The sequence below is a fragment of the Vibrio frigidus genome, assembly GCF_042465995.1.
GTDB lineage: Bacteria > Pseudomonadota > Gammaproteobacteria > Enterobacterales > Vibrionaceae > Vibrio.
Genome location: NZ_JBCDMC010000014.1, coordinates 77,691 through 97,379 on the forward strand (window position 1 = coordinate 77,691; position 19,689 = coordinate 97,379).

The 19,689-nt window shown below is 42.7% G+C and carries 17 protein-coding genes; 7 read left to right on the top strand and 10 right to left on the bottom strand.

Features of this window, described 5'->3' with window-relative positions:
* Nucleotides 1-3: 3 nt before the first annotated feature.
* Together msbA and AACW90_RS20095 are read right to left on the bottom strand one after the other, a co-directional pair.
* On the bottom strand, nt 4-1,755 hold the full coding sequence (gene msbA / locus AACW90_RS20090; RefSeq protein ID WP_390238119.1) for a lipid A ABC transporter ATP-binding protein/permease MsbA: 1,752 nt from the start codon (nt 1,753-1,755) through the stop codon (nt 4-6).
* Nucleotides 1,756-1,787: 32 nt separating this feature from the next.
* On the bottom strand, nt 1,788-4,043 hold the full coding sequence (locus AACW90_RS20095; protein ID WP_390238122.1) for a DNA internalization-related competence protein ComEC/Rec2: 2,256 nt from the start codon (nt 4,041-4,043) through the stop codon (nt 1,788-1,790).
* A gap of 8 nt (nt 4,044-4,051) precedes the next feature.
* Between AACW90_RS20095 and AACW90_RS20100 the strand changes: the two genes are divergently transcribed.
* On the top strand, nt 4,052-4,561 hold the full coding sequence (locus AACW90_RS20100; RefSeq protein ID WP_390238124.1) for a DUF2062 domain-containing protein: 510 nt from the start codon (nt 4,052-4,054) through the stop codon (nt 4,559-4,561).
* A gap of 304 nt (nt 4,562-4,865) precedes the next feature.
* On the opposite strand, the gene lolE is transcribed toward AACW90_RS20100, so the two are convergent.
* Nucleotides 4,866-6,113, bottom strand: coding sequence for a lipoprotein-releasing ABC transporter permease subunit LolE (lolE, locus tag AACW90_RS20105; RefSeq protein ID WP_390238126.1), 1,248 nt, complete (start codon nt 6,111-6,113; stop codon nt 4,866-4,868).
* A 1-nt stretch (nt 6,114) separates the two neighbouring features.
* Complete coding sequence (lolD, locus tag AACW90_RS20110; protein WP_390238129.1) at nt 6,115-6,834, bottom strand: lipoprotein-releasing ABC transporter ATP-binding protein LolD; 720 nt, start codon at nt 6,832-6,834, stop codon at nt 6,115-6,117.
* Between the two features lie 317 nt (nt 6,835-7,151).
* Here lolD and AACW90_RS20115 point away from each other — a divergent pair, with 317 nt between their 5' ends.
* Nucleotides 7,152-8,084: a TAXI family TRAP transporter solute-binding subunit gene (locus AACW90_RS20115; RefSeq protein ID WP_390238131.1), complete on the top strand. Its 933-nt coding sequence runs from the start codon at nt 7,152-7,154 to the stop codon at nt 8,082-8,084.
* 96 nt (nt 8,085-8,180) lie between these two features.
* Nucleotides 8,181-10,070, top strand: a complete 1,890-nt coding sequence (locus tag AACW90_RS20120; protein WP_390238134.1) for a TRAP transporter permease — start codon at nt 8,181-8,183, stop codon at nt 10,068-10,070.
* A 90-nt stretch (nt 10,071-10,160) separates the two neighbouring features.
* On the opposite strand, the gene lolC is transcribed toward AACW90_RS20120, so the two are convergent.
* The gene (lolC, locus tag AACW90_RS20125; RefSeq protein ID WP_390238136.1) at nt 10,161-11,369 is read right to left on the bottom strand and encodes a lipoprotein-releasing ABC transporter permease subunit LolC; all 1,209 of its coding nucleotides are present in this window, start codon (nt 11,367-11,369) and stop codon (nt 10,161-10,163) included.
* Between the two features lie 177 nt (nt 11,370-11,546).
* On the opposite strand from lolC, the gene AACW90_RS20130 reads away from it, so the two are divergent.
* The 4 genes from AACW90_RS20130 (at nt 11,547) to AACW90_RS20145 (ending at nt 17,047) form a co-directional block, all read left to right on the top strand.
* On the top strand, nt 11,547-12,116 hold the full coding sequence (locus tag AACW90_RS20130) for a PilZ domain-containing protein (protein ID WP_390238139.1): 570 nt from the start codon (nt 11,547-11,549) through the stop codon (nt 12,114-12,116).
* Nucleotides 12,117-12,119: 3 nt separating this feature from the next.
* The gene (gene mfd / locus AACW90_RS20135) at nt 12,120-15,587 is read left to right on the top strand and encodes a transcription-repair coupling factor (RefSeq protein ID WP_390238141.1); all 3,468 of its coding nucleotides are present in this window, start codon (nt 12,120-12,122) and stop codon (nt 15,585-15,587) included.
* 67 nt (nt 15,588-15,654) lie between these two features.
* Nucleotides 15,655-16,416, top strand: coding sequence for a peptidoglycan binding protein CsiV (locus AACW90_RS20140; protein WP_390238144.1), 762 nt, complete (start codon nt 15,655-15,657; stop codon nt 16,414-16,416).
* 88 nt (nt 16,417-16,504) lie between these two features.
* Nucleotides 16,505-17,047 (top strand): GNAT family N-acetyltransferase, encoded by a 543-nt coding sequence (locus tag AACW90_RS20145; RefSeq protein ID WP_390238148.1) that lies wholly within the window; start codon nt 16,505-16,507, stop codon nt 17,045-17,047.
* Nucleotides 17,048-17,049: 2 nt separating this feature from the next.
* On the opposite strand, the gene AACW90_RS20150 is transcribed toward AACW90_RS20145, so the two are convergent.
* The 5 genes from AACW90_RS20150 to AACW90_RS20170 form a co-directional block, all read right to left on the bottom strand.
* A complete protein-coding gene (locus tag AACW90_RS20150) occupies nt 17,050-17,367 on the bottom strand; it encodes a MazG nucleotide pyrophosphohydrolase domain-containing protein (protein WP_390238150.1) in 318 nt (105 codons plus the stop codon).
* A 195-nt stretch (nt 17,368-17,562) separates the two neighbouring features.
* Entirely contained in the window at nt 17,563-17,904 is a 342-nt protein-coding gene (locus AACW90_RS20155; RefSeq protein ID WP_390238151.1) for a hypothetical protein, read from the bottom strand.
* Complete coding sequence (locus AACW90_RS20160) at nt 17,904-18,341, bottom strand: hypothetical protein (RefSeq protein ID WP_390238154.1); 438 nt, start codon at nt 18,339-18,341, stop codon at nt 17,904-17,906. The genes AACW90_RS20155 and AACW90_RS20160 overlap by 1 nt, the downstream gene beginning before the upstream one ends.
* A 27-nt stretch (nt 18,342-18,368) precedes the next feature.
* Nucleotides 18,369-18,623, bottom strand: coding sequence for a hypothetical protein (locus AACW90_RS20165; protein ID WP_390238156.1), 255 nt, complete (start codon nt 18,621-18,623; stop codon nt 18,369-18,371).
* Nucleotides 18,623-19,689: RHS repeat protein (locus AACW90_RS20170; protein WP_502226701.1), on the bottom strand; the 1,067-nt coding region annotated here is incomplete at its 5' end. The genes AACW90_RS20170 and AACW90_RS20165, both read right to left, overlap by 1 nt.

The window sequence follows — 19,689 nt, forward strand, 5'->3', positions numbered from 1 at the left end:
AGGCTATTCGCCAAACTGTATACGATGAAGTTGTGCATAGGCACCATCTCGCGCTATTAATTCAGCATGTGATCCACGCTCTATGATCTCCCCCTCATCGACGACAAGAATCTGGTCTGCCCCTTCAATGGTGGATAATCGATGCGCAATCACCAACACCGTTTTATCCTTTTGCAGCTCATCTAAAGCCGCTTGAATGGCTTTTTCAGATTCTGTATCCAAAGCCGATGTTGCTTCATCTAGGATCAGTACCGGTGCATCACGTAAAAGCGCCCTTGCAATCGCGATTCTCTGTCGCTGTCCTCCAGATAAACTAGCACCATTCTCGCCGATCACTGTATCTAAACCGTCTTTCATTGTCTCGACAAAATCCATAGCGTGGGCGAGTTTCGCTGCTTTGACAATCTCTTCCCGGCTATATTCCGATTCTGCTGCGTAGGCAATATTGTTTGCAATGCTATCGTTGAACAGGTGTACATTTTGAGATACGAGAGCAAACTGAGAGCGTAGGTTCTCTAAGGTATAATCTTGGATCTCTTTCCCATCGAGTTTTATCGAACCGCTATCCACATCATAGAAACGAGTGAACAGGTTGGCGATCGTACTTTTGCCTGAACCTGAACGCCCTACAAGCGCTACCGTCTTTCCAATCGGGATATCAAAGCTAACGTTATTTAGCGCAGGTTTGTCCTTACTTTGATAGGTAAAGGTTATGTTTTCTACGGCAATTTCTCCGTCCGCTCGATCAACACTATGCGTGCCATTATCTTTCTCTGGTTCAAGATCCATCAGAGCGAAAAGAGTCTGACATGCAGCCATACCACGTTGAAACTGTGACGTAACATTAGTCAGTGCTTTTAATGGTCTCATCATGCCAAACATCGCAGTAAATACGACACCAAATGTACCAGGTGTCAGTTCACTACGAATAGAATCAATGCTCGCTAAATAGAGTACGACCACAATAGCAAACGAAGCAATAAGCTGAATTATCGGATTCGCCATCGCTTGTGCGGCCACTAACTTCATGGTTTGTTGGCGCATAGAATTACTGACTTTATCAAAGCGCTGTTCTTCTATCGCTTGTCCGCCATAACTTAGTACAACCTTATGCCCTTTAAGCATCTGTTCGGAAGAGGTTGAAACGACACCCATTGCAGTCTGCATATTCTTAGATATCTTACGAAAACGTTTCGATACCACACCTATCGCCAACGCGACAACTGGTGCGACGACCAGTAATACAATAGAAAGCTGCCAACTGTTCCAAAACATAAGGAAAAGCAAACCAATGATACTGACACCTTCGCGGACAATGCTGACAAGTGCTTTGCTGGTTGCTGCCGACACTTGTTCAGAGTCATAGGTAATACGAGATAGAAGAGCCCCCGTAGACTCACGATCAAAAAACGCAACGGGCATATGCATAAAATGGTTAAATAATTTACGGCGAATATTCATCACAACATTGCCTGAGACCCAGCTCATACAATAGTCAGACACAAAACCGCTGGATCCACGAATAACCATTACACCTAAAATAATAAACGGCAATACTTTTAGAAAATCGGTCTCTGCATCACCAAAACCTTCATCAAGAAGAGGCTTTAACAATGAGATCATATAGGTATCAGAAACGGCGTTTATTGCTAACGCAAAAACAGCAACGATAAGACCAGACTTATAATTTCGAATATACGTCCACAAACGCTTAAACGTTTGTAGTGTCGTCTCATCATGGGTATCAACAGACATAGGAACACGTTATTTTTAGGTTAATTAAGCTCTTATTCTACCCCCTTACGCAGTATCTGCCTATACCATGTCAGTGATTGTCTACTTCGTTTAGTCATTATTTTCCAGCCTTCATGAGAAAACACTATTGATATCTGTCCGCTTTCTCCCGTATCCAGCCAAATTGCACCACGATCTGTATATCGACTCACCACTTTATGGTCGGGTAGGCCCCATTGATTACCCTTAGCAACAGATGCTAATCCAACTTTTGCTCCAACTGCATCCAAAAAATAGTTGGTTGAAGAGGTTTTACTACCATGGTGAGGTACGAGTAAAATATCCGATCGTATTCTTTCCTTTTCTTGGGCTAAGAGCAACTCCCCTACTGCTTCTATGTCCCCGGTGAGTAGTACGCTAGATGTCCCATCGGTCACCTTAATCACGCAAGAATGGGGGTTATAGGCTCTTTTAACTATTTTAGGAGGCCAAACCACCGATAGCGTTAATCCATTCCATTCCATCTCTGTTTTATCGATACAAGGTAAATACCCATCGATATGTTGGCTACTTAGCTTCTGCTTAGGTGAAAACTGCTGCTCGATATATTCTCGTCCACCAGCATGATCCGAATCAAAATGACTGATAGCCAATAGATCTAAGCGAGTTACGCCGCGCCGCCTTAACACTGGGGCGATAATCATTTCAGCAATACTACCTGTCTCCCACTTAGCACCCGTATCATACAAAAAATACCGATTATCTTTTTCTATTAGAACCGCTAAACCATGACCCACATCGAGAACAGAAACCTCCCACATCGCTTTTGACTTAAACGTCATACTTTGAATAACAAAAAAAATCGTTATGAAGACCGCTATCTGATGTTCTCTTCTCATTAATGGTCGAACGCATAGAAAAACAATCAAAGCCGTCAATGATGTTAGAGCCAATCGGTCAACATGAATCCAACTGTCCATTGCAAACGGAATACTCCAATTAACTACGTCCAATAATCTATCAACAACCTTCCACACATATGGCGCAACCGTTGGAATTGTAATAGAAGCCAAAAGTGCCACAAACAACAGGGGAACAATAGCGAAGCTAAACAAAGGCACAAAAATGAGGTTATAAACGCTCGATGACAAACTAAAACCAGAAAAATAATAACTTGTCACGGGTATCATGACCACATTCAGAACTAAAGGCATGAAAATCAGTGATTTAAACCAACCAGCTTGAGAGGAAAACTTGATACTTATTACGATATATATGCAAGCGACAGCGAAAAATGTAAGCCCAAAACTCACCGAAAGTACCGAAAAAGGATCAAACACCAACAATCCAGCCATAACAAAAATAAGTATCTGCCAAGAACTGAAGTGCAACCTTCTATACGAGAATACCCCTAACATACAACACATTATTAAGGCGCGTATTGTCGGAATACTAAAACCTGCCAACCATGAATAAGTGGCAGAAAATAACAATGCAATGATCAATGGAGCGCTGTACCAGTGCCAAAAAATCAACCTCACCAGAGATCCGATTTTCCAACCAATAAAGTATGCAATACCGATATGCAAACCAGAAATCGCGACAAGGTGAATCAGACCACTTGCCTTAAGCTGTTGCCATCGTTCTGCGGATATATGATTGCGGTTACCAAAGCTCAATGCCAACAACATTGCTTTATTTGGTAGCGCTTCTATATGGCGTATAACGATTCGGTAAAATCTCAGCCTTAAGGAATGGGACTGTTCAATTATTTTTGCTGAACGAATATCAGTTAATTTCGCCTTGGCATGCCAACCTTGACTGATATAATATTTCTCTTGGTCAAATCCGGCCTCGTTAAGCCGACCAATGACTGGTTTCACCCTAACCGCAAGCTCCCAGCGTTCGCCTAGATTGAGTTCTACCTCTTCAGGTACAATTAACTTGATGTTTGGTTGGAAAAAATACGGCATTTTCTCACCATTAACTGACTCTAATCTAAGCAAGTATTCATTACCTCTCGTTATTTTCTTAAAAAAGCTGTCAACGCGAGCCGTTATAGTAGTATCATTTCCAAAGCGAAATACAGATTCAACCTTCACCTGAAATAGATGACTGTGAAGAGAAATCAAACTTAGTGCCAACAAAAAGCCTCTTGCCCAACCAAAGGCAGGCATCTGGTAACTGACTATAATGATGATAAGAAAAGCGACGACACTTTTAATGGCTAAAGGATATGGCCAATAAGGAAAAGTTAAAGTGGTCGCGATAAAAACGATAATATTCCAGTAGTAGCAATAGAGAGTCATTCGTCACAATGCCTAGAAAGTTCATACAGCGCTTCATGCCAGATCACGAATTGATTAAGCGTCAAAAGGCGCTCAAAATATTTGGCAATGTGCTTTATAATCCTAATTTATGGTGTCTAAACCGGCGTTCTGCATCCGGCGCATTCGCTTTGGGTTTATTTATGGCTTTTGTTCCATTACCAAGCCAGATGATCATGTCTGCTGGAATGGCCATCATGTTAGGCGTCAACCTACCGTTATCTGTCGCTCTAGTTTGGGTGAGCAACCCAATCACTATGCCGATCATGTTTTACTTTTGTTATAAAGTAGGCGCCCACATCCTGCATATACCTTCCCAAGGTTTCCACTTCGAACTTTCTTGGGACTTTCTATTAAACCAAATGAGTACCATAGGCCCGCCCTTTCTATTAGGTTGCTTGGTTTGTGGCTTATTAGCCGCATCCGTAGGGTATTTTGGTATTCGAGGTTTATGGCGATATTCGGTAGTTAGAAGTTGGCAGCAAAGAAAATCAAGATAACCGTTCGTACGTAAAATGCCCCTACTTAACGTTGACCTTTCGACGTAGACGTTATTATATTTTGCAAACAACACGCTAGCCGAAATAAAATTGAGATGCTCATCTCAAGAAAACAAGACGGTTTGTTTAAAGACGTCTATGTCGCCGTTATTTTCTAAAGTATATCCGTATGACGTGTCGTTCCCATTCTCTACGGGGATGACGTAATTACGCAGGGAGATGAAGTCACTCTTAAGAGTGACTTCATTGAAATGATGGTTATTCATATAAAAGATTAGGCGTGATTTTTTATTTTACAGCGGTCCTATTTAGAGCTCAGCACTCTTGCTGGGTTCATTTGGCTCGCTTTTGTTGCAGGATACCATGTCGCTAATAAACTAAGAATAATAGCGGTACCAGAAACAATCAATACGTCCATGCTTTCGACCTGAGAAGGCAAAAAGTCAACAAAATAGATATCACCAGAGAGGAACTGATGACCTAATACAGTTTCCAGCCCCCTTATCAAAGAGGTTAAATTTAGTGCTGCAACTACCCCTACTACACTGCCAACAATACTTCCCAAGACACCAGACAAAACCCCAAGCCAGACAAAGATTCGGCGAACCAACCCATCAGATGCCCCCATTGTTCGTAAAATCGCGATCTCTGACGCTCTTTCCTTCACCGCCATCATCAAGGTAGACACAATATTAAAGCAGGCAACGCCTATAACGAGCACCATAACCAAATACATGATGGTTCGTACTAACTGGATATCTCTGTAGAGATACCCGTATTTCTGCTTCCAACTCTTAAGATAGACGTAGCTTTCTAATTGATTGCCGATTTGCCTAACATACAACGGCGCATTAAACACATCGGTCGTTCTAATAGAGACCCCTGTTACCGCCTCACCTAGTCTTGCATATTCCTGCGCATCTTTGAGTGGAATAAGTGCTAAAGCGTGGTCAATCTGTCCACCAAGCGTCAACAGGCCCGCCACCTTCACTCTCACTCGCCTTGGGGCTTGTACTTTATTAATCGATGCATTTAATACAGGAATCAACAAGGTTACCGAGTCACCTTTTTTTAAACCAAGGTTATCCGCAATTCCTTTCCCTAAGACCACCTGTTTCTCGTCCGCTCGAAAGCCTGCCCATACGTCTACAGGAATAAAATTCGTCAGGTTTGAGACCGCAGATTCTAACTTCGGATCGACACCGCGAACCTCAATGGCTTTAATATTCTGACCTCGTTCGGCCAAAGCGGTAAAACGAACGTAAGGTGCCGCTGCACTCACTTTCTCATGTGAGTTTGCCTGTTCCATCACCTTCCGCCATTCTACGATTTCACCCTTTACACCTTCAAACTCACCATGTGGGACAACGGACAAAACTCGATTTCGTAACTCTCGTTCAAAGCCATTCATTGCAGAAAGACCAATAATAATTACCGCAACACCAACAGCAATACCAATGGTTGAAGAGACAGAAATAAAAGAAACCATTTTGTTTCTTTGCTTACCACCACTAAAACGACGACCAATAAAGAAAGAAAGTGAACGAAACAAGTTACACCTCCGCCGACAATTCTACAGGGTGGGTATTAAGCAATAGACCATCTTGCATGTTCAATTGTCTATCCATTTTACTCGCTAATTCACCATCGTGAGTGACTACCAAAAAAGCGGTTCCTGACTCTTGGTTAAGCTGACGCATCAAGTCATAGATTGCTATTGCGGTTTTGTGATCCAGGTTACCTGTCGGTTCATCCGCCAATACCAAGTCGGGCTTATTGACCAACGCCCTAGCAATCGCTACACGTTGTCTTTCCCCTCCAGAAAGCTCAGACGGCCGATGTTGAAGCCGATGAGACAAACCAACTTTATCTAATAATGCGGCCGCTTTACTTTTAGCAACATCTGCCTTTTCGCCCCCAATTAATAATGGCATTGCCACATTCTCAAGCGCCGAAAAATCAGATAGAAGATGATGAAATTGATATACAAAACCAATATGTCGATTACGTATCTTTGCTTGTTTATTTGCGCTCAAGCCTGCCAAGTTGTGACTTAAAAATTCCACTGAACCTTGAGTCGCATCATCAAGTGCCCCCAATATATGCAGAAGTGTGCTTTTTCCAGATCCTGACGTGCCGATGATGGAAACTAACTCTCCCTTTTGCATAGAGAAGCTTACCCCTTTCAGGACTTCAGTCTCCATCGAGCCTTCACGGTAGGTTTTGCTAATTGACTCACATTTTAAAAGATAATTCACATCTGATTCAGGCATAGTTGATCCAGTTAAAACAACACGTTACGAAATATAATAGCACGGGCAGATAATTAATCACTTTAATAGCATGGGTGCACGTATAGAAGAATGTCTAGTGTAAGCCAAACGGACCAAGTGTGAAAGACGATAGCAACTTCCAACTATCAATATTCACCATCAAATTGGAGGAACGAAAACTTGAATCTGATGATCACCTACTCAATATGCACCCACGCACCCATAGACTAAAGTCGAATAAGGTAAATTGCCTTGCTCGGTATAAGCTGTTCGATGTACGTTTTTCTATACGTTATTTAAACAGAAGGAAATGTTAAATGATAACAATCAATAAAAAGGTTCTTACCCTCGTCGCCTCAGGGATTCTTTCATTCTCTGCACTAGCAGAAAATTACACTATTGGTACAGGTAGCCAAAGCGGCACGTATTATCCATTGGGTGGAACATTAGCTAAAATTTGGGGGGAGACGATCCCAGATTTCAATATGAGAGCCGAAGTAACTGCAGGCTCGGTAGAAAACAGTATCAAAGTGGCGACCTCTAAACAGCTAGCCGGTATTGCGATGGGAAGTGTGGTACAAAAAGCACACGAAGGCGTTAAACCTTTCCCTAAAAAAATGGACGTAGCCGTTATAACTGCACTGTACCCGAACGTTGTTCATTTCATGGTTCCAGCTGACTCAGATATTACTAATATTGAAGATTTAAAAGGTAAGAAAGTCTCTCTAGGTGCACCGGGATCTGGCACCCGCACGAGTGCGATTGGCATTCTATCTGCACTTGGAATCAATGAAAGTGAACTCAAATCTCAAAGCTTAAATTACACCGCAACAACGTCAGCACTTGCTAACGGACAGATAGATGCAGGCGTAATTGTTGGTAGTTTAGGTGTAGGTGCAGTAACCGAGTTAGCGCTAACTCGTGATATTCGTATGCTTTCATTCACATCTGAACAACTTGCTGCCATTTCAGAAGCAATACCATCATTTCAGCCATTAGACATTCCAGCTGACAGTTACCACAATGTCGCCGCATTCAATACTCCAGCGGTCTGGAATGTACTTGTCGTTAATAAAAATGCCGATGAAAAATTGGTTTATGATATGACCAAATCCATGTTTGAAAATATTGACCAAGTTCGCCAAGCGATTAAAGTGACTCAATACACAACATTAGAAAACATGCATAGACTTGGTGGTGTCCCTATCCACGCTGGCGCACAAAAATATTTTGATGAACAGTCCAAATAATTTTATATTGTAACATCACCTACATAGCTAACTATATCAACCCATTAGTTTAGCTATGTAGAGAACGTCGTTTAGTTTAAAGGAATGGAGTTTTTTATGCGGCAGGCTTTATCCATTCAGCAATCTCTTATCCAACTTTTAATGAAAATAGCCGCTATTGCGGCTATCGCTTTATCTGTGTTTCAGATCTGGCAAGGGATCTCTGCTGATATTTCAGCGCCAATATTTCGACCAATACATCTTAGTTGGGTGATGATTTTGGTTTTTCTTACTCACCCAATTATTTCTAATAAACATAACCCTATACTCTATTTAGCGGGACGAGGGTTGGACCTCATTTTTTGTGTCTTAGCTTTTTGGGCCACGTGGCGAATCGCAGTATTTGATTATGACGACATCACCTTTTTGTTAGAAGGTATCGTTGGTTATGACAAGCTCGCAGGTTGTATAACGATAGTGCTCTTATTAGAGGCCACTCGAAGAACCGTTGGGTTCGTGATGGTTGCCATTGCGTTAATTTTTCTTGCTTATGCAATGTATGGCAATTATTTACCCGACCAGTTCGCCAGTAATGGTTTTCCATTAGAAGATATCATCCGATTCCACATTTATTCTACTAACGGTGTATTTGGTGCACCTCTTGCTATTGCTGCTGGTGTGGTATTTATTTTTGTACTATTTGGTGCTTTCTTGCAGGTAACTGGTGCAGGTAAGTTCTTTATCGACAGTGCCTTTGCTGTTGCAGGTAAATACCGAGGTGGTCCAGCCAAGGCAAGTGTTATTGCATCTGCGGCTTTAGGGTCCATATCTGGATCGGCCATTGCCAATACTGTTACAACGGGTTCCCTGACTATTCCTATGATGAAAAAGTTGGGTTACAAGCCTGAACAAGCTGCAGGTATCGAAGCCGCAGCCTCTACTGGTGGACAAATCATGCCACCCGTTATGGGTGCCGGTGCATTTGTTATGGCTCAGTTTACGGGTATTCCTTATAGCGAAATTTTGCTGGTTTCTATCATGCCTGCAATCCTTTACTTCGCTTGTACCCTATTATACGTGCACATCATGGCGTGTAAATTGGGTCTAAAAGGAATGGACAGCGTCGAACAAATAAAAGTGGTCATGGAGAGAGGTTGGCATTTTCTGGTTCCGTTAATATTGATCACTGCACTGCTGTTGATGAGTTATTCGCCAGTATTGGTGGGTATCGCCGGTTGTGCCGCCATATTGATCGCGTCATTGTGTAGAAAACACAGCCGGATCACCTTAGCGACATTCTTTGAAGGGATGAAGCAAGGCGCTTTTCTCGCTCTACCTATCTCACTTGCCTGTGGTACTGCTGGCATCGTTGTCGGCGTGGTTGGTCAAACGGGCATTGGGCTTCAATTTACCCAGTTCCTAATCGCACTTTCCGGCGGTCACCTCTTTGCAGCCATGGCTTTGATAGCACTAGCGGCTGTCATTTTGGGTATGGGATTACCCGTTACTGCTGCCTATATTGTCTTGTCCATTATGGCGGTACCGACACTGCTTGATTTTGGTATCAGCATGTTGGCGGCTCATATGATTGTGTTCTGGTTATCTCAGACCTCCAATGTAACACCACCAATTGCGTTAGCTGCTTTTGCTGGCGCTGGGATCGCAAAAGCTTCACCGATGAGATCCGCAGTTCAAGCATTTAAACTGGCGCAAGGTTTCTTTCTTATTCCTCTTATGATGGCGTTTTCAGGGCTAATCTTTGATAGCAGTCAAATGGTGGAATTTGGTATTGCGACCATAAGTACAATCGCACTAGTCGTCGCTTTTGCGGGCAGCATCGAAGGTTTTTTTGTCGAGTATCTAACCAAGGTAGAGCGTCTAATTTGGTTAGCAATCGCGGTTGGTATTGCATTGGGAAGTACTATCGTGACGTTTGCATGCATCATCGGATTAGGCTTTATGGTAATGGTCAATGTAAAGAAATCGAAATCGCTAAAAACCGCCTAATTGAAGGCATACACTAAAAAGCACCGCAGGGTTGTAACCCGGCGGTGCTTTTTAGTTATTACAACTATTCGTCATAAAGGTAAGTAATAACTACTCATATCTTAACGCTTCAGCAGGATGTACTGATGATGCCTTATACGACGGAAAGAGTGTCGCGAGTAAACTCAGTGAAATGGCCAATACTATCACTACAGCGATTTGAACAGGTTCAATACTGATTGGCAACTGACCGCCAGCGGCAAACAGAGCCACCCCCATTGCGTCAAGAATCTGGTTTAGGTTACTGGCAAGTAATACACCAAACCCACCTCCTACCAACGCACCAATAATACCACTGCTTGCACCCTGCACCATAAATACCGCTAAAATTTGACCATTAGTCATCCCTTGGGTTTTTAGTATCGCTACTTCAGACTGTTTCTCCATCACCACCATGATAAGCGCTGAAATGATATTAAATGCAGCGACACCGACAATCAGACCCAGCATCAAACCCATCATGTTTTTTTCCATTCTTACCGCTTGGAAAAGTTCACCTCGCTGTTCTCGCCAGTCGCTCCACACCCAACCTTCAGGAAAAACGGTGTTGGAAAGTTCCGATACGACAAACGGATCATCAAAAAAGAGCCGCCAACCTGAAATCGTGTCTGTTTTGAACTTCATCAGTTTACCAACATCTTCAATGTTACCGATCATCAACTGGCCATCTACATCAGAACCAGTATTGAACACGCCAGACACCGTAAAATTACGCTGACTTGGCATTCGCCCTAATGGCGTGAACTGGCTGGCACTAGTCACCATTAGACGAACTTTATCACCAATCGAAACCTTCATGTTTCTTGCTAATATATGGCCCAAGAATAGTTGATATTTACCGGCTTCAAGATCACTTAATCTTCCACTCATCAAATACTCACCAATTGGATCGTGTTCAAGTGGCGTAATCCCAATTAATAATCCGGCTGAAAGCTGAGCAGGGCTTTGTATGACAGCCTCACTTCTAACTATCGGCGCAATATTCGTGACATAGGGTATAGCTTGTAAAAATACCGGCGGTTGATCACTATTCACTGTTTTTTCATCTTGTTGGTGTACTACGGCTTGTGGCAATACACCGAGAATGCGGTTCTTCAACTGAGATTCAAAACCGTTCATCACCGATAAAACCGTGACTAAAGACATCACCCCGATGGTGATACCAACGGTCGACATAATGGAAACAAAACGACTAAATCGGTCACCAGAACGACCGATTAAATAACGTAAACCAATAAAAGCCGAAACAGGATGAAACATAGATAAGAAGACCAAAGATTGTGGATGGGATTAATGTAACGATTATTTGGCTCTGTTTGTAGCGCTATTTGATACAAATAGACAAAAACCGACGATTTCAGCAATGAAAACACTACAGCTCTTGCTATGTTGCCATACATGACGATAATCAAAAGGTTAGAGAAAAGGAATTAAGGCATGGATCAACAAGAATTTTTTACTGTCCACCACAAATTGACTGCCAATGTCGAGCCTCTTGAGAGTGGTTTTACTTTGCCTAGCCAAAATGCATTTATCTCAGAAATCCCAGCGCCATTCATCGTCGCAAGTGAATTTAGTCAACTTGACAGTTTGACGGAAAGCGCAATGAGTGAGCTAAAGAACAGCGATTTCAAACATGTTATTCAGCTTCTTGACCATCAAAACGGCAAACTGAATCTACTACTCACCTTTATGCTGGCACAGCAAGATAAAGAAGAGCATCGGTTCTATACGTCCAGTTTTGGTGCAAGTCAGTTCACATTTAAAAGTGAGCGCGAATTTGCAGTCGGATCGCTTGCACGAGTGAAGCTTTTCTTAGACCATCCTCCTGCTGCAATATACTGCTACGCTGAAGTCATTGAGTGTAATCAGGATGAACTAGGTTATGACGTAACGTTAACCTATAAATTGCTTCGAGAAATCGATCAGGATTTGTTGATTAAAGCGGCGCTCTATCAACAACAAAAATTATTACGCCAACGTTCAATTGACCGTCAGAACAGATAAATAATGTCGAATAAAACATCACTTTTTTCCATTGTTACCCCTGAAAAGGCTGGTGACAAAAAGTTTGTGGGCAACCTAGTCGGTGCAGCTCTTCCTATTGCTATTGCTGAAATTTCTGAGCAACACCAAGGCCACACACTGTTAGTGGTTCCGGACCCTCAGTTAGCGTTAAAGCTGTTAGCGGAAATAGAACAGTTCTCTAATGAAGAGGTCAGCCTATTCCCCGATTGGGAAACGCTGCCCTACGATAATTTCTCACCTCATCAAGATATTATCTCAGATCGGATCGCGAAACTCTATCAGTTGCCGACCCAATCCAGTGGCATCACCATCGTACCAATAAGCACCTTACTGCAAAGACAATCCCCTAGGGATTTCTTAATGCAGCATACTTTGATGGTTAAAGCCGGTGATCTTTATTCATTAGATAAATTGAGAATGCAGCTTGAGAAGTCTGGTTACCGCCATGTAGACCAGGTATTTGGTCCAGGCGAATATGCTAGCCGAGGCTCTATCATCGATCTATTCCCTATGGGCAGCGTGGACCCATATCGAATCGACTTCTTCGACGATGAAATAGACACCATTCGAACGTTCGACCCTGAAACTCAACGTACCATCGAAAACATTGAGACCATTCGTCTGTTGCCCGCTCATGAGTTTCCAACCTCTAAAGAGGCAATAGAAGAGTTTCGTGGTCGGTGGCGTCAAAAGTTTGAAGCCAAACGTGAGCCAGAATCAATCTATATGCAGGTAACCAAAGGTACATGGCCTGCTGGTATCGAATATTGGCAACCTCTGTTTTTTGATAACACAGAAACGCTGTTTGATTATATATCTGACGATACCTTGTTGGTCAATGTCGGCGATCTTGAAACTGCGATAGATACCTTTCTAACCGATGTTGATTATCGCTATGACCAACGCAAGATCGACCCTTTACGCCCATTACTCGAACCCAAAGAACTCTGGCTGAAAAAAGACGAACTGTTTTCGTATTTCAAACAGAAACCTATTGCCCAGCTATCGATAGAGAAAATCCAAGCAAGAGCAGGCAGAACCAATCCTAAATTGGAGAAACTGCCAGATTTACACGCCAAGCAGCAAAACAAAGAACCGTTAGCTGAGTTAAGGCAATTTAGCGAGAGCTATAGCGGAAACATCGTCTTTTCCGTTGAATCTGAAGGCCGAAGAGAGGCGTTATTAGAGCTACTTCGACGTATCAAACTTAAACCAACCGAGATGGACTCTCTCAACGAAGCGGTAGAAAGCAAACGCAAGTTCACCATGATACTTGGGGCCGCTGAACACGGCTTCGTCCATTCTGGGCCCGACTTCGCCCTTATATGTGAAAGTGACTTACTTGGTGACCGCGTCATACAGAGACGTCGAAAAGATAAGAAAGCCGTTAATAGCGACACGATAATTCGCCACCTCGCTGAGCTGAAACCCGGACAGCCCGTTGTTCATTTAGAACACGGTATTGGTCGCTATATTGGCCTTCAAATACTTGAGGCTGGTGGTTTAACGACTGAATACGTAACACTTGAATATCAGAATGAAGCCAAGCTCTACGTTCCAGTTGCGTCCTTAAATCTCATAAGCCGATACTCTGGTAGCGCTGAAGATGGAGCACCTATACATAAACTTGGTGGAGAAGCCTGGAGTAAAGCTCGCCGACGTGCCGCAGAAAAAGTACGTGATGTAGCCGCTGAACTACTGGACGTTTATGCCAAACGCGAGCTAAAACCGGGCCACAAATTCAAACTTGATCGAGGTCAATACGCCACATTTAAATCCGGCTTCCCATTTGAAGAAACCGACGATCAAGTAACCACAATAGACGCTGTCATGTCAGACATGTGTCAAGCAAAAGCGATGGATAGACTTGTCTGTGGTGACGTAGGCTTTGGTAAGACTGAAGTTGCCATGCGTGCCACCTTTATTTGTACCGATAACGACAAGCAGGTTGCTGTTCTTGTACCGACAACCCTCTTGGCACAGCAGCATTTCGAGAACTTTCGAGATCGATTTGCTAACCTACCAATACGGGTTGAAGTTCTTTCCCGATTCAAGTCTGCGAAAGAACAAAAGCAGATTTTAACCGATACAGCCGAAGGCAAAGTCGACATACTGATTGGTACCCATAAGCTTCTACAAGATAGTATAAAATTCCGGGATTTAGGCCTACTCATCGTCGATGAAGAGCATCGCTTTGGGGTAAGGCAAAAAGAAAAAGTTAAGGCGATGCGCGCTGATGTAGATATCTTAACATTGACCGCAACACCAATCCCTCGAACGCTAAATATGGCGATGAGTGGTATGCGTGATCTTTCTATTATTGCGACTCCCCCGGCTCGTCGCTTGGCGATAAAAACATTCGTCCGGGAAAATGATGATAGCGTCATTCGCGAAGCAATTCTTCGTGAAATCATGCGTGGAGGACAGGTTTACTACCTACATAACCAAGTCGAATCCATCGATAAAGTGGCCGAAGACTTAGCCAAACTCATTCCGGAAGCTCGAGTTACAACGGCACATGGCCAGATGCGCGAAAGAGAACTTGAGCGCATTATGAACGACTTCTACCATCAACGTTTCAATGTGTTGGTCTGTACAACCATTATTGAAACTGGTATCGATGTGCCTACCGCCAATACCATACTAATGGATAGAGCCGATAAACTGGGTTTAGCGCAGCTCCATCAACTGCGTGGCCGTGTTGGTCGTTCACATCATCAAGCATATGCTTATCTGTTGACGCCACATCCTAAAGCACTTTCTAAGGATGCGGTAAAACGACTCGAAGCTATCGCTTCTTTGGAAGATTTAGGTGCTGGATTTACGCTGGCAACACATGATTTAGAGATACGTGGGGCGGGTGAGCTACTTGGCGACGAACAGAGCGGCCAGATACAATCGGTAGGCTTTACCTTGTATATGGAAATGCTAGAACAAGCAGTAGAGGCGCTGAAAGAAGGCAAAGAGCCTTCATTAGACGATTTATTGAGAGAACAAACAGAGGTTGAACTTCGACTACCCGCGCTGTTACCTGATGACTACATTCCAGATATTAACACCCGCTTATCTATGTACAAAAGAATCGCGAGTGTTCAAAATCTCAATCAACTGATGGAGATGAAGGTGGAACTCATCGATCGATTTGGTACCTTACCGGATGCAGCTAAAAATTTACTCTCAGTCAATGAAGTAAAATTGGACGCCGCCGCTATCAACGTCAAAAAAATTGAAGCGCACGATAAAGGTGGTTACATCGAGTTTTATCCAAATGCTGACATTAACCCAATGTTTCTAGTTAAACTATTACAAGGTCAAGCCCAAAATTATAAGATGGAAGGGCCTACCAAGCTTAAATTCACACTACCTTTGGCAGATAGACGCGAAAGAATTCGCTTTATCTCTGATTTGCTTGAACAATTTCAACAAAATAGAATGCCTAAAAGCGCGTGATAAGCAATAATGAACCAATAAGAAATACGATGCTCAACGTTAACAGCACCATTTTTGCGGAGTCGAAATGAAAAAACTGGTCTTTCTATTACTCTTTATCATGGCTTCGCCGTCATTTGCGGCCGATCGTCAATTTGATATAGAGCTTATTGTATTTAAACGTTCTATCGATCCGGACAAACTAAGTGAATCTTGGCCAAGTACATTGCCACCGATCGACTTCACCAATGTGGGGACCTTTGAAAACAGCGAATATAGACAAAGAAAAGGTGTTTCAATACGCGGTTACGACGAATTTCAACTTCTGAACCAAGTAGAGCGACTCAAAAAGCACGCTGGTTTTCAGGTTTTGATGCATAAAGTATGGCGTCAAGGTGATAACGGTAAAGCCTCTGCTCCTAAATTTCGAATTCGCGCGGGTAAAGATTATTCCAAATCTTATAATCCAGATGGCAGCCAAAAAATCGCTTTTACCGATAATAGCGAAGGGGCATTCCAAGAACAAACCATCGATAACCCACTTTATGAATTAGATGGTGAGTTACAGGTATATGTCCAACATTACCTATTTTTAGAAACCACCTTGGATCTTAAAGCCCCCGGTGTTCGTGACGTTATACTAGAAGATAAGCAATTAGTTCTAACAGAATCGGATTCTGATGAGACGGTACAGTTCGGTGATATGAAAGAAGTGTCGCCAACGGTTCAAGAAGAGCGCTTCTTGAAGAGCTACAGAATGGATCAAAAACGGCGTATACGAAGCAGTGAAACACACTACCTCGATCACCCGTTATTGGGTATTATTGTTCAGATACGTCGGGTACCTTAACGCGACTATTTACCTCAACCCTGTTTGCCCTAAACCTTTAACATTGCTTCCCCTTAGGGGAGCATTTTATACCCTTGGACTGTTCAATTTGGTCACTAATTTAGAAATATTCACCAAGCGATTGCAGCTTAAAATCATTCGCCAAGAACATAGCCATGCATTAGCCAATAGAATCTCTGATTCGTTATCTTTGCATGATTGGATGGATTGGTGTCATCCTAGGTTTAGCGAAGCAGATGCACAGGACTTTATACGAGCTAATCGATTGAACTGGGTGAAAGGGAGTTCATATGGTTTTGGGGTGTTTCGCAAAGAAAACCAAGAATTTATTGGCATGGCGGCCATCACCGAAATCCATCTTATCTCTAACTCTGCAAGCCTTGGGTACTGGATAGCGGATAAACACCAGCAAAAAGGCTACGCCAAAGAAGCCCTGAATTCCCTTATTAGTTTCTGTTTCGAAAAACTACAGCTAACACGAATAGAAATAATCTGCGACCCTGCCAATATACCTAGCCATAATGTCGCATTAGCTTGCGGTGGAGTTAATGAAGGGATCAATCGAAATCGCTTTATTTATAACGACAAGCCAAGAGACGGGTTAGTCTTTTGCATCACTCCCGACCTTTGAAACTAAACCCAGGTTCTTTTTTTATTCTTCTCTTCTTTGTTTAAAAATGCAGTTTCCAGGTCGATATCATAGCGATTCGCAATAGAACACAAATAGATAAACACATCGGATAACTCATCCCCTACTTCACCCACTTTGGACATCGGGTCTATCGCAATTCCCTCCGCTTTTCTTATCGCTTTGAACAACTCACCCACTTCTTCACCAAGCAACACACATTTATCACGTACATCTTGATTAGCAAAATTTCGTTCGACTTCAAGTTCGGAAACATAATGTTGAAAATCGGCTAGAGTTGGGGTTAGGTTAAGTGTTGGCATAGGTTCAAATTCTACAGAGTGTTAATAAACAACAAGTTTAGTACAAACATCAGCCCTATAAGAGGGCTGACAATAACAACCTATGAGAAAATGCCACTATCGGAATAAATATATCATCCTTATCTTTTATCCACTGCGCAAATTCCTAACGACCGTCATAGGCGGTATGTTGCTCAAACTCCCCCCCAGTTTTACCTATAACTCTTCAAGGCTTTTTATCGCAAGGTCGCCAATGTAGAACATCAAAGGTACTGCAATGATGTACGCATAAGGTGGTGGTATAATAAATGAAGCAACTAAAACAATTATTTGTGACACTAGAAAGTGTCTTTTAAAGATTTTATGTCTCTTCCACAAGAGAACTAAAAAATCATTGGATAGATTTATAATCAAAAATACACTAACTACTACAATCCCCCCAACAACCTGTCCTCTAGTTAAAATTGCATGCTTTTGCACAATTGCACCTATAAAAGGGCCATAGAGCAGACTCATCCCCGCAATTCCAAAAATCAGATCTTTAGCTCTTACTTCCATTATTGTGCCCCACAGCTAGCATTCATAGAGGCTTCTTTAAACATGCTTCCTGTTACAACACCATATGTGGTTATTACCGTTCTAACTGGCACTTCGAATCTATTTGGTAATGCATTCAGTGTTTTCCGTTGAACCTCGCTAATCGCCCCTGAATTTACTACACCAGCAGCCGCCGTTTCATTGAAATATCCACCGTTAATAAAGTCATTGACAACGCTAATTGAACCAGCGCCAATACTAGCAGCTCCAGCCACTCCTCCAAAACCCAGTAATCCAGCACCAACAGGGTTCGTTGGACCACCTGCTGCCAAGCCACCTGTTACGGCTAAATTGGAAATAGTACTTAGATCATTTGAGATACTCGATAACGTAATATCTGGTGTCGTATCTCTGTTAAATGGATTGAGATACAGCCCATACGGATCCACATACTTCAACGGATTCCATCAGTAATCCTCAGCTGTTCATTTTATTCTCTTTTTAGTTCCAAAAGTTGCGAGCCAGAAAAAAAGCAAACCAAAGGCTACATCTCTCATTAATACTAGATAATAGCCAAATGCATTTTTATCTTTTTCAAAAACAAAACCACCATTACCCATACCTGAACCATCACTTATAATATCAATAACTTGCATTGAAAAATAAATAAAGAATAGCCCCATAACAATTCTAAAAGGAAATATGTAATACACCGGTAAATGTACTCTTATCAATTTCATTATTTTGTGCACCCATCCTTAGCCGAAATTGACTTTAGTTCTCTTGTAATAATACTTTCAGAGGCTTTTTGACTGACCTCTAAGAATTGACTGTTGCCTTTTATGCCTTTCACTATCGATGCGACTGTACCAGTGATTTTCCCACCAGTTATATTGGAAAAAGATTCAACTGTTATTGCTTTCGTAGGATTTTCATCCATGGACGCTGATATATATCCAGCACTTGTTGCAATAAACCCTGCGCTAGCCGCTAACGGCATATTCCCATAAGCTACACTAGCTATAGCTACCAACGTAGCACTAGTACTTAACTCACTCATTGCTTCCTGATCAATCGAATATGCAGATGAAGTAGAACCTCGACCAAATGGATCAACATACAACCCATACGGGTCCACATACTTCAACGGATTGCCACGTACATAACCATAAGCCATCTGTTGGCTTGGGTCGTTGAGCAGCATTTGTGTATTCACTCCCGTAAATTGCATCAACTCATGTTGTACCGCTTTCGGTAGGTGCGTGTTGCGCAGGTTCCAGTTGTCTGGTTGGATAAACCGCCCGTTGTGGCCGTTGTACCAACGGCTGTCCAGTTGCACCAAGCCTGTGCTGTAGTCGGTGAACTTGCCGGTGTAACGATACGGCATCAGTTGCGCAAACTCATAATTGGCTAACGGCTCTAGGTCGTAATAGTAGCTCATTACGTCGTCGTATTTACGATAGGTTCGACCCAGTGCACTGTACGCCAATCGCATCGCGCTGCGGCCCGTGTTATCCAACACATGCACACTGCTGTCTAAACGGTCACTGTGAATGTAAAGATTTTCAATGTCCGCTGCTGCTGTGCCAACGGCAAAGGTTAATCGGTGGTGTTTGTCGTACAGCCTTTGATGCAAGACCGAGCTATAAGGTTCATCGGTTTTTGGCAACAAGGTTAAGGTGCGAAACGGAATAAACGCCTCGTCTTTGTCTTTTATCCACTGCGCAAATTCCTGACGACCGTCATAGGCGGTGTGTTGCTCAAACTCGCCCCAGTTTTTGCTGTGCGTCATGCTACGCTTAGTCG